This is a genomic window from Paracidovorax wautersii (genome assembly GCF_031453675.1).
Lineage (GTDB): Bacteria > Pseudomonadota > Gammaproteobacteria > Burkholderiales > Burkholderiaceae_C > Paracidovorax.
The window spans coordinates 1148370-1161973 of record NZ_JAVIZX010000001.1 but is presented as its reverse complement, the minus strand read 5'-3'; the positions used below and the strand labels follow the sequence as shown (position 1 = coordinate 1161973).

At 67.7% G+C, this 13604-nt stretch carries 11 protein-coding genes and 1 pseudogene; 1 reads left to right on the top strand and 11 read right to left on the bottom strand.

What is annotated here, in order from left to right; genetic code table 11:
• Positions 1-4 precede the first annotated feature (4 nt).
• From QE399_RS05405 to QE399_RS05395, 3 genes are read right to left on the bottom strand one after another with little or no spacing between them, the layout of a single operon-like run.
• The gene (locus tag QE399_RS05405) at positions 5-829 is read right to left on the bottom strand and encodes a MetQ/NlpA family ABC transporter substrate-binding protein (RefSeq protein ID WP_309826865.1); all 825 of its coding nucleotides are present in this window, start codon (positions 827-829) and stop codon (positions 5-7) included.
• Between the two features lie 31 nt (positions 830-860).
• Positions 861-2126, bottom strand: coding sequence for an SfnB family sulfur acquisition oxidoreductase (locus tag QE399_RS05400; protein ID WP_309826863.1), 1266 nt, complete (start codon positions 2124-2126; stop codon positions 861-863).
• A gap of 10 nt (positions 2127-2136) precedes the next feature.
• Positions 2137-3378: an SfnB family sulfur acquisition oxidoreductase gene (locus tag QE399_RS05395; RefSeq protein ID WP_309826862.1), complete on the bottom strand. Its 1242-nt coding sequence runs from the start codon at positions 3376-3378 to the stop codon at positions 2137-2139.
• Positions 3379-3901: 523 nt separating this feature from the next.
• Between QE399_RS05395 and QE399_RS05390 the strand changes: the two genes are divergently transcribed.
• Positions 3902-4990 (top strand): DUF4062 domain-containing protein, encoded by a 1089-nt coding sequence (locus QE399_RS05390; protein ID WP_309826860.1) that lies wholly within the window; start codon positions 3902-3904, stop codon positions 4988-4990.
• A gap of 51 nt (positions 4991-5041) precedes the next feature.
• Here the strand turns inward: QE399_RS05390 and QE399_RS05385 are convergent, their stop codons facing one another.
• The 8 genes and pseudogenes from QE399_RS05385 to msuE all read right to left on the bottom strand — a co-directional run bounded on the left by QE399_RS05385 (position 5042) and on the right by msuE (position 13360).
• Positions 5042-5812, bottom strand: a complete 771-nt coding sequence (locus tag QE399_RS05385; protein WP_309826859.1) for an ABC transporter ATP-binding protein — start codon at positions 5810-5812, stop codon at positions 5042-5044.
• A gap of 17 nt (positions 5813-5829) precedes the next feature.
• Entirely contained in the window at positions 5830-7158 is a 1329-nt protein-coding gene (locus tag QE399_RS05380; RefSeq protein WP_309826858.1) for an acyl-CoA dehydrogenase family protein, read from the bottom strand.
• Positions 7159-7193: 35 nt separating this feature from the next.
• On the bottom strand, positions 7194-8525 hold the full coding sequence (locus QE399_RS05375; protein WP_309826856.1) for an ABC transporter substrate-binding protein: 1332 nt from the start codon (positions 8523-8525) through the stop codon (positions 7194-7196).
• 78 nt (positions 8526-8603) lie between these two features.
• A complete protein-coding gene (locus QE399_RS05370) occupies positions 8604-9644 on the bottom strand; it encodes a branched-chain amino acid ABC transporter permease (RefSeq protein WP_309826854.1) in 1041 nt (346 codons plus the stop codon).
• 4 nt (positions 9645-9648) lie between these two features.
• On the bottom strand, positions 9649-10545 hold the full coding sequence (locus tag QE399_RS05365; RefSeq protein WP_309826853.1) for a branched-chain amino acid ABC transporter permease: 897 nt from the start codon (positions 10543-10545) through the stop codon (positions 9649-9651).
• Positions 10545-11462: an ABC transporter ATP-binding protein gene (locus QE399_RS05360; protein WP_309826852.1), complete on the bottom strand. Its 918-nt coding sequence runs from the start codon at positions 11460-11462 to the stop codon at positions 10545-10547. Before QE399_RS05360 ends, QE399_RS05365 begins: the two co-directional genes overlap by 1 nt.
• Before the next feature lie 113 nt (positions 11463-11575).
• Positions 11576-12732: pseudogene (gene sfnG, locus QE399_RS05355) on the bottom strand (dimethylsulfone monooxygenase SfnG).
• A gap of 49 nt (positions 12733-12781) precedes the next feature.
• Positions 12782-13360 (bottom strand): FMN reductase, encoded by a 579-nt coding sequence (gene msuE / locus QE399_RS05350; protein ID WP_309826850.1) that lies wholly within the window; start codon positions 13358-13360, stop codon positions 12782-12784.
• Between the last annotated feature and the right edge of the window lie 244 nt (positions 13361-13604).

The window sequence follows — 13604 nt, the reverse complement described above, 5'->3', positions numbered from 1 at the left end:
GGTCTCAGCGCTTCAGCCAGGTCAGGCGGTAGAGCTTGGAATCGTTCAGGTAGAAGGCGTGGATCGCCTTGCGCACCGCGTCGGAGTTTTGGTAGATGGTCAGGAACTGCGCAATGCGCGGGTCCGCCGCCTTGTCCTTGCGCGCCACGAACTGGATGGCCCAGGAGTCGTCCTCATAGCTGGTGTAGGCCAGCCCCCGCGTCGCATCGAACGCCTTCGACGGAATGATGAAATAAGGAAAGCCCTGCGCCAGGTCCACGTCCTGCGTGGCGCGCACCAGTTGCGGGCCTTCGATCTCGATGAACTGCAGGTTCTTCGGGTTGGAGCGGATGTCGGCCTGCGTGCCCAGCAGCCCGGTGTCCGGGCGCAGGGTGATCAGCCCCGCGTGCTGCAGCAGGCGCAGGGCACGGCCGATGTTGACGGGGTCGCTGGCGATGGCGACCTTGGCGCCGTTGGGCACGTCGGCCAACGATCTATGTTTGGTGGAGTACAGCCCCAGGTACGACAGGATGCCGGGCTGCACGCTGACGAAGTGGAAGCCCTTGCTGCGCACGGCGTTCGCCAGGTAGTTGCTGTTCTGGTAGTAGTTCAGGTCGATGTCGCCCGACTCCAGCGCCACGTTGGGGGTCGTCCAGTCGGTGAACTCCACCACCTGAATGTCCAGTCCCTGGGCCTTGGCCTCCTTGACCGCCACCTCGACCGAGTCGGCAAAGATGCCCGGCACCACGCCGATCTTGAGCGGTGCGGCCAAGGCGCTGCCGGCGAACAGGGCCGCGCCGATGAACGTGAAGAACGTGAAAAGAGCGTGCAGAAAACGGCGTGGCTTCATGGTCGTCGCTGGGTCTTTGAAGAGAAAAAAATCAGATCGCGCCGTGGCGCGGCGGAATGCGGCCGTTGAGGTGGAAATTGCCGATGGCGTGGTACTTCCAGCGCACCGGGTCGTGCAGCGTGTGGGTGCGCGCGTTGCGCCAGAAGCGGTCCAGGCCCTTCTGGCCCGTGGTGGCCGAGGTGCCGCCCAACTCGAAGAGGCGCGTGCCGGCATCCAGCGACGCCGTGGTGGTGAGCGCACGCGCCTCGGCCACGGCGATGGAGGCCTCGGCCACGCGCTGCTCGGTCGGGTCGGCCTGGGCCGCATCCACGAAGCGGCCGGCGCGGCGCACCAGGGCCTCGGCCGCACGCAGCCGCACGGCGGTCTCGCCCACCTGCTGGATGAGCAGCGGGTCGTCGGCGGCGCGCTCCACGCGCGCATCGATCCAGGGCCGGGCATGCTCGCGCACGAAGGGCAGCGTGGCCGCGAGGGCCCCCCGGGCCAGCCCCAGGTCGATGGCCGCGTGGAGAATCTGCGCCAACGGGCCGATGGTGGTGGGCCGCTCGAAAGATGCGAGGAACGGCACGACCCATTCGGCCTCGACCCGCACGTCGTCGAACTGCACCGAGCCGCTGCCCGTCACGCGCTGGCCGAAGCCGTCCCAGTCGTCGGTGACGTGCACGCCCTCGGCGGTGCGTGGAACGAACGCGAGGTAGGTCACGTCGCGCCCGCCTTCCCTGGCCACGACCAGCGTGGGAATCCAGTGCGCATAGAGCGCCCCGGTGCAATAGAACTTGCGCCCCTGCACCCGAAAGCCCTCGCCATCGGGCACCAGGCGCGTGCGGCGCTGAAAGTCCTGGTGGCCGATCTCCGCCAGCGCATTGCCGAAGCGATCGCCCGCCAGCACGCGGCCGTAGAAGAAGCGCTTTTGCGCGTCGGTGCCGCCCACGCGCAGCACCTCCAGCGCGTAGAAATGGTTCTGCGGAATCTGGCCGATGGAGCCATCGGCCGCGCTGACCAGCGCCGTGACCTCGGCCAGCGTGCCGGCCGATACGCCCGGGCCGCCGTACTCGCGCGGCACCGTGATCGACCACAGGCCGATGGCGACGAAATCGTCCAGCGCCTCCCAGGGCAGCAGGCGCTCGCGGTCGCGCTGGGCCGCGCCGGGGGCGATGCGCGCGGCATAGCGCTGCGCGGCGGCAAGGGCCTCGGCGTCGGTGGCGATGCGATGCGGCGGCCGGGCCGCGGGCAGTGCCGGGGCGGGCTCCGCCGGCGTGAATGCGGCCGCGAGCGGTTCAATGGATTGCAACAAGGCCATGGGGTCGCTCTCAGTTCCAGGAATGCCGCGCGGGCAGGGCGCCGTTCAGGCGGTGGTTGCCGATCAGGTGCAGCTTCCAGCGCACGGGGTCGTGCAGCGTGTGCACGCGGGCGTTGCGCCAGTGGCGGCCCAGGTTGGGCGCGGCGCGCGTGGCGGCCGAGCCGGCCAGTTCGAACAGCTTTTCGCTGGCCTCCAGCGCGATGCGGGTGGTCAGCACCTTGGCCTCGGCCACGGCCACCGAGGCGCGGGCGCTGTCCTCCGCGCTGAGGGTGGCCTGCGCGGCCAGGGTGTCGAACAGCTCGCCGGTCTCGCGCAGCACCTCGCGTGCGGCATGCAGGTCGATCTGCAGGCGCCCCACGTCGGCGATCACGTAGGGGTCGTCGTGCGCGTGCTGCACGCCCGAATCCACCCAGGGCCGGGCGCGCTCGCGCACGAAGCGCTGCGCATCGGCCACGGCCGCTTCGGCAATGCCCTGGTCGATGGCCGCCTGCAGCAGCTGCGACGAGGGGCCGTACAGGCCCGGCCGGTCGGCCAACTGCCACAGGGGCAGCACATCGTCGGCAGCGACCGGCACGTCGTCGAACACCACGGTGCCGCTGGCGGTGGTGCGCTGGCCGAAGGCGTCCCAGTCGTCCACCACGGCCACGCCCGGCGCATCGCGCGGCACCCAGGCCTGCACGGCGCGGCCCGCGTCGTCGAGGGCCCGCACGGGAATGCGGTGCGCGAAGAGTGCGCCCGTGGAATAAAAGCGCTTGCCTGTCAGGCGCAGGCCGAGCGGCGTGGCGCGCAGCCGGGTGCCGCTTTGCAGGATGGTGGCCGCGCCGTCCACCTTGCGCTCAGGCCCGGCATTGCCCAGCCGGCGGCCGGCCAGCACCTCGCCATAGAAGCGCTGCTTCTGCGCCTCGGTGCCGATCTCGCGCAGCACACCCAGCACGCCGAAATGGTTCTGCGGAATCTGCCCGATGGACGGGTCGGCCGCGTTCAGGATCACGAACACCTCGGCCAGCGTGGCGTAAGACACCTGTGGCCCGCCGTAGGCGCGCGGCACGGTGATGGCGCCCAGCCCGCTGGCGGACCAGCGCTTGAGTTCATCCCAGGGCAGGCGGCGATCGCGATCGCGCTCGGAGGCGCCGGGTGCGAAGTCAGCCGCCAGTTGGTGCGCGGCGGCGATGGCCTCTGTATCGGTGGCGATCCGCGCCACGTCGGTGGGAATCTCGGGCAGGTGTTGTTGCAGTGCCGGTCTTGCAGTCATGCCCCGATTGGAGGGCGAGAGGCGGCTGTGTGGTGCGAAGGAATCGGCGCATCGATATGCGGGATTCGTTGGGGGGGAATGCGTTGGACGAGTTGTCGCTGATGGGCTTGGGCTACATTCGCTGCGGCGCGCGCTTGCGAGGATGGAGCTTGCGGCTCTGCCAGTTCGTCAATGTAAATGCGCGGTTATTGGTTGGTGGACGGTGCGCCTAAGAGCCTTCTTTCGTGTAACACAAGCAAAGGCGTCATCTGATGGCGGACGAGCCAAGCAGTGGCTTAAGACTATGCAAAAGCTATAGTATTTGGATATAGCGCGCTTGCAGACCGGTCCAACAACCTATAGCGCTCAAGACAGGAGAGACGGTGTTCCTATGGCTGGATTCAATACAGTGATTCATTGCAGTTCGTGTGCCGCGAAACTAGGCTTGAGCCATTTGCAGCACTTTTGCAAAGCCAATTTTGATGGCAAGCCCAGATAAGTCCAGCCGACTAACCCGCTCTTCAATACTTAGGCCCCTTTATCAATGGACAAGCGCTACCAAGTATTCGTTAGTTCCACCTATGAAGACTTACGTGCTGAGCGTCAAGAGGTGATGCAAGCATTGCTGGAGTTGGACTGCATTCCATCAGGTATGGAGCTTTTTCCTGCTGCTGATGAGGAGCAATGGAGCTTGATAAAGCGCGTGATCGATGAGTGCGACTACTACATCATCATTTGCGCAGGCCGCTACGGAAGCGTTGCGTCCAGCGGCCTTAGCTACACCGAAATGGAATATCGGTATGCGCTGGAAACAGGCAAACCAACGCTAGCCTTTCTTCATAAAACGCCTGCGAACATCCCTTCGGCAAAGTGCGAGCAAACCGACGAAGGGAGAGCCAAGCTAAGTGCCTTCCGATCGTCTGTGAGTCAAAAGCTATGCAAGTTCTGGGACGGTCCCTCGGAACTTGGCTCAGTAGTTAGTCGCAGTGTCGTGAAACTGATCAAGCAGCAGCCAGGGGTGGGTTGGGTCCGCTCGAACGAGTTGATTGATGGCGCTGCAGCGGCGGAAGTGCTCCGCTTACGCCGTCAGATCGAAGACTTGGAAGCAAAGCTCACGGCGGCCCGCAATTCTGCGCCCCCAGGGACGGAAGAACTGTCGCAAGAATGCGAGGAGTATTCGGTTGGCTACAGTTTTGACTCCCTCGATTCCTCTCGGGCCGGTTGGGAGTGGACGTTCAAAATTGACGTTTCCTGGAACGAGATCTTCTACGACGTTGGGCCTTACCTGATTGATGAGACTTCCGAAGCTGGCCTACGCATGTCTATGAACAGGATGGTCCAAGCTCGCTCCCGTATTCAGCGGTCTAAGGAAGAGAGGCTGCGCCACCATACAAATCTGCGCAACTTCCGGATCGATGACCATGACTACCAAACGATCAAAATTCAGCTGCGCGCACTCGGCCTAATCGTTAAGAGCGAAAAGACACGTAGCGTCAAGGACGCGGGAACTTACTGGACACTGACGCCATATGGTGACCAAGTTCTCACAAGCCTTAGAGCGATACGTAAGGGAGATGAGGACGGCCACCAAGAGTCTGAAGATACGGATGAGCAGGCGCGCGAAGAGGCATAGCTCAAAGCGATCCTAGCCGCCGTAATAGCGGCGATCCGTGGGAGTCCCTACTTAAGCTGCGAGCGCCTGCGTACTCTGCCCGAAGTAGAAGTGCCGGATATCGTCCCGCTGGCGCAGCGTATCCGCCGGCCCCGACAACACCGCCCGCCCTGCATCCAGCACCGTAGCCCGATCCGCATACTGCAACGCCACCGCAGAGTTCTGCTCAGCCACCAGCAGCGTCAAACCTTCCTCGCGGTTCAAGCGCTTGAGCTGCGCGAAGATCTCCTGCACCACACGCGGTGCCAGGCCCATCGAGGGCTCGTCCAGCACCAGCAGGCGCGGGCGTGACATCAGCGCCCGGCCGATGGCGGTCATCTGCTGCTCGCCGCCGGATGACAGTCCGGCGGGCGTGCGGCGCTTGTCGCGCAGGCGCGGGAAGAGCGAGTACACCCGCTCCAGGTCGTGCGCGATCTCGCCGCGCCGGGCGCTTCGGCCCAGGGCGCCGGTGACCAGGTTGTCCTCCACCGACAGGCTGGGAAAGCAGTGCCGGCCTTCCAGCACCGGCACCAGCCCGGCGCGCACCAGGGTGGCCGGGCTGGCATATGCCACGTCCTGCCCGTCGTAGGTGATGCATCCGGCGGTGACCTGTCCGCGTTCGGCCGGCAGCAGGTGCGACACGGCCTTGAGCGTGGTGGACTTGCCGGCGCCGTTGGCGCCCAGCAGCGCGTGGATCTCGCCGGCGCGCACCTCGAAGCCCACGCCGTGCAGCGCGGCGATGGCGCCCTGGTACACGGCCTGCACCGCATCGACCGTGAGCAGCGCGGGGGGCGGGATTGCCATGGCGCTCAATCACCCACTCAGGCCGCGCGGGCCAGGGGCCGCGCCTGCGCTGCATTGGCCGCGCCGGCATCGGCGGCCGGTGCGGGCGCCGATGCCGCGGGCCGGCCGGGGCCGGCGCCGATCTGCCACACGTAGGGCGGCTCGGTGCCGTTGACGTGCCAGTCGCCGACGATGCGCGCCTTGTAGATCACCGGGTTGTGCGATGCCACGGTGCGCGCGTTGCGCCAGTGCCGGTCCAGCGACTGCGCGCTGCTGGCGGCCGATGCGCCCAGCCCGTTGAAGAACTGGCTGGCGGCGCGCAGCACCAGGTCGGTGAGGGCCACCTGGCCCTGCGCGGATTCCAGTTCGGCCTCGATGTTGGCCTGCTTTTCCTGCTCGGGCGTGCCGTGCCAGTGCGCGTCGTAGGCGCGCTGGGCGGCAAACGCGGCGCGCACGGCGGTGGCTTCGGCCGCATAGGCGATGGCCGCAACCTCGCCCACCACCTGCTGCACCTGCACGTCCTGCGCCACGCTGGGCGCGTTGCCGGTGCTGAAGATGCGTTGGCGGCCGCGCACCTGGGCGGCGGCGTCGCGCGTGATGGCGCGGGCGATGCCGGCCAGCGTGGCCAGGTGGAACAGCTGGTAGAAGGCCGTCTGGTACTTGAAGCGGTCGGCAAACAGAAAGATGTTTTCCGGCTCCACCTCGGCGTTCTCGTACACCGAGGTGCCGCTGCCCGTGGTGCGCTGGCCGAAGCCGTCCCAGTCGTCGTGGTGCGTCACGCCGGGCTGGCGCGCGCGCACGGCGGCGATCACGTCCAGACCGTCGCCGTCGCCCGGGCCGTCTCGGCGGGCGTACAGGTCGATCCAGTCCGCGAAGATGCTGCCGGTGCTGTAGAACTTGCGGCCGTTGACCACCCAGCGGCCGTCCTCCGTGGGCGTCACGCGCGTGATCACGTCGCCGATGGCCACGTTGCCGACTTCGGTCCACGCGTTGCCGGCCAGGTCGCCTTCGGCAAAGCGCCGCAACCACACGATGTTGGCCGCATCGCGCGGCGCATTGAGCCGGTCTTCGACGAACGCGAAGTGCCCGCGCAGCGCCTGCACGATGTTGGAGTCGGCCTCGGCCAGCTCCACCAGCAGCTGGAACAGCTGCGGCAGCGTGGCACCGTCGCCGCCGTGTTCCACGGGCACGCGCAGCGCGCCGAAGCGTGCGTCCTTGAGCCACTGGATGGGCTCATGGCCCAGCTGGCGCTGCTGCTCGCGCTCAAGCGCGGTGGCCTGGATGCGCGCGAAGACGGGGCGGTACTTGTCAGCGATGGCCTCGTAGGCCGGGCCGAGGATCGAGGGCGTGCGGTAAGCGGTGGTCATGGCGTCGCTCCGGATGAATGGAAGAAGGAGACGGATCAGTCGTCGATGCTCTTGCGCACCTTCACGTTCTTTTCCTTGGCGTACGCCAGGGACGACTTCTCGATGATCGGGCGCAGCAGCTTCCAGTCCGGCGCGATCCAGTCGGAGACGACCTTCCACTGCGTGCCGTCCCACTGCTGGAAGGCCACGCGGCCGTCGCCTTCGTGGTTGTCCCAGGTCACGTGGATGGAATGGAACAGGCCCTTGGCGCCCAAAGCGGCGGCGCGGGCTTCGTCGATCTGCAGGTTCTCCAGGCCCCAGCGCACTTCGTCGCCGGTGAGGGTGCGCTTGCCGAACTTCGCCTGCGCGATGCGGATGGCCTCCACGTTCAGGATGCCGTTGAGCACACCCAGGTTGTGGTACACGCTGCCGATGCGTTTCTTGTCCTGCAGGTTGCCCTTGCCGGCGTCGTACACGGTCTTCACGATGTCCTGCAGCACGGGGTATTGCGTGCCGGGCGCCACCGAGGTGATGGCGACGTAGCCCTTGGCGGCGTCGCCCGCGGGAATCACGTCTTCTTCGGAGTTGGACCAGATGTTGCCCACGATGCGGTCGGCCGGAAAGCCGGTCTTCTGCGCGGTCTTGAGCGCCACCGGGTTCATCACGCCCCAGCCGCGCAGCACCACGAAGTCGGGCTTGGCGCGGCGAATGGTCAGCCACTGCGACTGCTGCTCGTTGCCGGGGTGGGGCACCTCGATCTGCTGCACCGTGAAGCCGTACTGCTTGGCCAGCAGCTCGTAGATCGGAATCGTCTCCTTGCCGTAGGGCGAGCCGTGGTACAGCACCACGATCTTCTTGCCCTTGAGCTTGTCGATGCCACCGGCCTTGGTGCCCAGGTAGTTCACGATGCCCGAGGTCTCGCTGTACGGGTTGACCAGCAACGGGAAGATGTACTTGAACACGCGCCCGTCGGTGGTGTCGGTGCGGCCGTGGTTGATGGTGAGCAGCGGCACCTTGTCGGCCGTCACCCGGTCGATCAGCGCATAGGCGATGCCCACCGACAGCGGGTTCCACGCGGCGATGCCGGGGCGGGTCTTGAGGCGCTCGTACACCTCCACGCCGCGCTCCACCTCGTACTGCGTCTCGCCTTCCTCCCAGGTCAGTTTGACGCCGCCCACGCCGCCGTCGCGGGTGTTGACGAGGTTCAGGTAGTCGATGAAGCCGCCGAAGAAGCCGGTGCCGCCGGCCGCATAGGGGCCGACGCGGTAGCTCTGCAGCGGGAAGAACTGTTCCTGCGGTTTGGCGGCCTGGGCGTTGGCAGCCTGGAGGCCGGTGAGGGCCAGCGCGCCGATGAGCGCGGCGGCTTTCAGATGGCGGACGAGGGACATGGAAAGCACTCCTGGGAAAAGTGGATGAGTTGAATCGGGCAAGGCGAACAGAAGGCGGAAGATGGAAGGCAGACGTGTTCACGTGGCCTGCGGCGGCGGCCGGGTGCGCTGCAAGCGGGCTACCCACCGCTCCCACAGCGCCGCCAGCCCCCGCGGCTCGGCGATGAGAAAGCCGACGATGAGCGCGCCCAGGGCGATGCGCTGGAACAGCTCCAGTACGCCCGAGTCGAACCACGGGCCCAGCAGCAGACTGCCCAGGCGCGAGAGCAGCAGAGGGAACACGACGATCAGGGCCGCGCCCAGAAAGGCGCCGCGCAGCGTGGCCAGGCCGCCGATGATGATGATGAAAAGAATCTGGAACGAGCGGTCGAGGTTGAAGCCCGCCGGCTCCACCGTGCGCAGGTAGACGAAGCCCCACAGCACGCCCGCCACGCCGATCACGAACGACGACAGCGCGAACGCCAGCAGCTTGGCGCGCAGCACCGGCACGCCGATCACGCGGGCGGCCAGCTCGTTGTCGCGCACGGCGATGAAGTGGTGGCCGGTGGGCGTGCGGGTCACGCGCCAGACCAGCGCCGTGAGCACGGCCACCACGGTCAGCGCGAACAGGTAGCGGCCCACGGGGGTGTCGAAGACCACGCCCGCCACGGCCAGCGGCGGGGCGTCGATCACGCCCGAGGGGTTGTGGTTGCTGAACCAGCCGAACTTCGTCAGCGCCCACTGCACGAAGAACTGCGCCGCCAGGGTCGATACGGCCAGGTAGAAGCCCCGCAGCCGCAGGCTGGGCAGGCCGAACGCCACGCCCACCACCGTGGCGGCCACGCCGCCCAACGCGATGGCCGCCAGCAGCGGCAGGCCCTCGACGCGCAGCTGGAAGTTGTAGGCCGCATAGGCGCCTACAGCCATGAAGGCGGCCGAGCCCAGCGACAGCTGGCCCGCGTAGCCCGTCAGCAGGTTCAGCCCCACGGCGGCCAGCGACAGCGCCAGGAAGGGAATCAGCAGCGCATCGAACACGTAGTCGGTAGCCACCAGCGGCACCACGCCATAGGCCAGCACCAAGGCGATGGCAGGCGTGGCCCACAGCGGCCAGCGTGCGGAGGGAGATGATGTGCGTGCCATGGCGTCAGGCCCTTTCCACGGGCCGCTGCCCGAACAGGCCCGCCGGTCGCACCAGCAGGAACAGCAGCGCGGCGGCATAGGCGAACCAGCTTTCGATGCCGCCGCCCACGTAGGGGCCCAGGTACACCTCGGCCAGCTTTTCCAGCGCACCAATCAACAGCCCGCCCACGATGGCGCCCAGGATGGAGTCGAACCCGCCCAGCACCAGCACCGGCAGCGCCTTGAGCACCACCAGCGACAGCGAGAACTGCACGCCCAGCCGCGCGCCCCACAGCAGCCCGGCCACCAGCGCGATCACGCCAGCGGCGGACCACACGGTGGCCCAGATCACCGGCAGCCGCAGGCCCACGGCCAGGGCGGCGAAGGTGTCGTCGGCCACCGCGCGAAACGCCAGGCCCACGCGGGTGTAGCGAAAGAACGCCGACAGCACGGCCACCATCACCGCCGCCACGCCGGCCGCGAACAGGTCTAAGGTGGAGATGAGCACGCCCGCGACCTCGATGGGCGCGTCGTCCACACCCAGCTCCAGCGAATGCACCTGCGTGCCCCACACCAGCTGGGCCACGCCCTCGATCACATACGACAGCCCCAGCGTGGCCATGAACAGCGTGATGGGCGGCTGGTTGACCAATGGGCGCAGCACCGTGCGTTCAATCGCCAGGCCCAGCGCCACCATCAGCGCAAACGTGATGCCCAGCGCCAGCGCGAACGGCAGGCCGCGCTCGACCAGGCTCACGAAGGTGAGCGCCGCGAACAGCAGCTGCGCGCCCTGCGCGAAGTTGAGCACGCCCGAGGTCTTGTAGATCAGCACGAAGCCGATGGCCACCAGCGAATACATCACGCCGGACAGCAGCCCGCCGATCAGCACCTCGGCGAGGAAGGCGAAGTCGAAGCCTTCCATCACAGCGCCTCCGCGGCTGGAGTTACGGCGTCGTCTTCATCGTGTGCCACGCCCAGATAGGCGTCGATCACGGCCGGGTCATCCCGCACTTCGGCCGGTGTGCCGTCGGCGATCTTGCGGCCGTAGTCCAGCACCGCCACGCGGTCCGACAGGCCCAGCACGATGCCGATGTCGTGCTCGATCAGCACCACGGCAGCGCCTTGCCGGTCGCGCGCGGCGCGGATCAGCGCGGCCATCTCGCTCTTCTCGCCGGCGGTGGTGCCAGCCAGGGGTTCATCGAGCAGCAACAGGCGCGGGCGGGCCACCAGCGCGCGCGCCAGCTCCACGCGCTTCTGCAGGCCGTAGGGCAGGCCGCCGGCCAGCCGGTCCTGCACGTGCCCCAGACCCAGGAAGTCGATGGCCTCGCGCGCCTGTTCGCGCGCCTCGCGCCACTCGCGGCGCGCCCGGCCCCAGCCCAGCACCCGCTCGGCAAAGCTGGCGCGCGCCGCATGCACGCGGCCCAGGGCGATGTTGTCGCGCACGCTGAGGCCCTTGAACAGCGCCAGGTTCTGGAAGGTGCGCGCCACGCCCAGGTGTGCCAGCCGCGGCGTGGGTACCTGCGCGAACGACTTGCCGCCGATGTGCACGCGGCCGGCATCGGGCCGGTACAGGCCGCTGATGATGTTGACCAGCGAACTCTTGCCCGCGCCGTTGGGCCCGATGATGGCGCGCAGCTCGCCCGGCGCCACGCGCAGGTCGATGCCGCGCAGCGCGTGCACGCCGCCGAACGACAGGTCGACGCCCTGCAGCTCCAGCGCGGGAGCGGCCGAGGCGGACTCGGTGCTGCCCGTTGCGCCCGCTTGCCCTGCCGGTCGGCGCGGCGCTGCGGGTGTGATAGCGGGCGGGGCCAGGGTGCCGTCGAACAAGGTGCTGGACATGGTGGTGCAGGGCTTTCGGGCAAGGCTGCGCCCGGGCCGCCTCGCGGAGGCGAGCGGCGTGCGGGGCGCTGAACGCCGGTGGATGGGTCGGTGGGTGAAGACCTGAGCGGAGATCAGGCCGGTACGGCCTCGGCAGGTTCTTCGGTCAAGACCGGTGCGCGCGCACCCCGCCCCTGGGCTTCCAGCTCGCGCACCAGGGGCAGCACCTTTTCACCGAAGTACTCGACCTCTTCGATGAAGTGCAGGAAGCCGGCCAGGATCAGGTCCACGCCCACGGCCTTGAGCGCCACGATGCGCTCGGCCACCTGGCGCGGCGTGCCGATGAGGTTGGTGCGAAAGCCGTCGTTGTATTGCACCAGGTCCTCGAAGGTGGATTTCGCCCAGTTGCCCTCGCCCTCGGGTGAGGCCTGGCCGGCCTGCTTGGCCGCGTCGCCAAAGGCGTGCACGGCCTCCACGTGCGCGTGGTCGATGATGTCTTTCAGCACGGCGCGGGCCTCTTCCTCGGTGTGTCGCGGGCGATGACGAACGCGTTGATGCCGATGCGCACGCGGTGGCCGGTTTCGGCCGCCTTGGCGCGGATGTCGTCGATCTGCGCTTTCACGCCCTCGGGCGTGTTGCCGTTGGTGAAGTACCAGTCCGACACGCGCGAGGCCATGTCGCGCGCCGCGCGCGAGCTGCCGCCCTGGAAGATCTCCGGGTGCGGCTTCTGCACGGGCTTGGGGCTCAGCGTGTAGTTGTTGAAGCGGTAGAAGTCGCCCTTGAAGGTGAAGTTGTCTTCCGTCCAGATGCCCTTGAGCGCGCGGATGAATTCTTCGGAGCGGCGGTAGCGCTCGTCATGCTCCAGCCACGGCTCGCCAATGGCCTGGAACTCGCCCTTGAACCAGCCGCTCACCACGTTGATGGCGATGCGCCCGGCGCTGATGTGGTCGATGGTGGCGATCTGCTTGGCCACAACGGCGGGACTCCACGGCCCGGGCAGGATGGCGGCCAGCACCTTCAGCTTGGTGGTGGCGTGCAGCAGCGCCTGGCTGAACGACACCGACTCGTGCTGGTACTCGGCGCCATAGCCGGCGGTGAAGCGGATCTGGCTCAGGGCGTAGTCGAAGCCGGCCTTCTCGGCCGCCTGCGCCAGGCGCTGGTTGTATTCCAGGCTCCAGTCGGTGCGCTGGGCGATGGTGCTGACCACCAGCCCGCCGCTGACGTTGGGCACCCAGTAGGCGAACCGGATGCCGTCGGAAGCGGGTGCGGAGGAAGTCGTGTCGTGGCTCATGGCGATGCTCCTGTGCGGTGAGGTGGGATGCGGCCGGTCGATCGCCCGATCAGGCGGCCTGCGCCAGCCGCAGCGCGGGTACGGCCTGGGGGGCGATACCGACCAGCGGCAGCGCGCGCTGCACGGCCAGCGCAATGCGGTCGCGGAGGGCGCCGCGTGCGATCTCGTAGCCCTGGAAGTCCTGCTCCGACGCATACACGCCCAGCGGCAGCGTGCGCGCCTGGAAGAAGCTGAACAGCGGGCGCAGCTGGTGGTCGATGACCAGCGCATGGCGGTCGCTGCCGCCGGTGGCGGCCAGCAGCACGGGCACGTCGATCAGCGCCTCGTGGTGCACGAAGTCGAACAGGTGCTTGAACAAACCGGTGTACGAGCCTCGGTAGACGGGGCTGGCGACGATGAGCAGGTCGGCCGATTCGATGGCGGCGAGTTCCGCCTCCACTGCGGCGGGCAGCTGGTTGCGGTAGATCGCGCCGCCGATCTGCGGTGCCAGCGGCCCCAGTTCGATGGTGTGGGCCTCGATGGGCAGCGCCTCGCTCAGTGCGGCGATCAGCTCTTCGACGAGCACCAGCGTGCGCGAGGGGCGCTGCGTGTTGCCGGAAACGGCGACGACCTTGTACTTGCGCGTCATGGGATGGGTCCTTCCGTGGATGCCCCGGCGCGACCGTCGCGGCGGGTGGTTGGGCTGGATTGAAGACCCACCGGAGCACGCACGCTGCAAAGGAATCGGCGCATGCTTATGCGGTTTCCGTGGGCGCTCGTAAGTGCTTGATCGGCAAGCGGATTTGCACCATCCGGGGCGTTGCGGTGCGCGGCGCGCGCTCAGGACCCGGCCAGGCGTCCCTGACCGCCCGATGGCAGATTGCGCAGTTTTG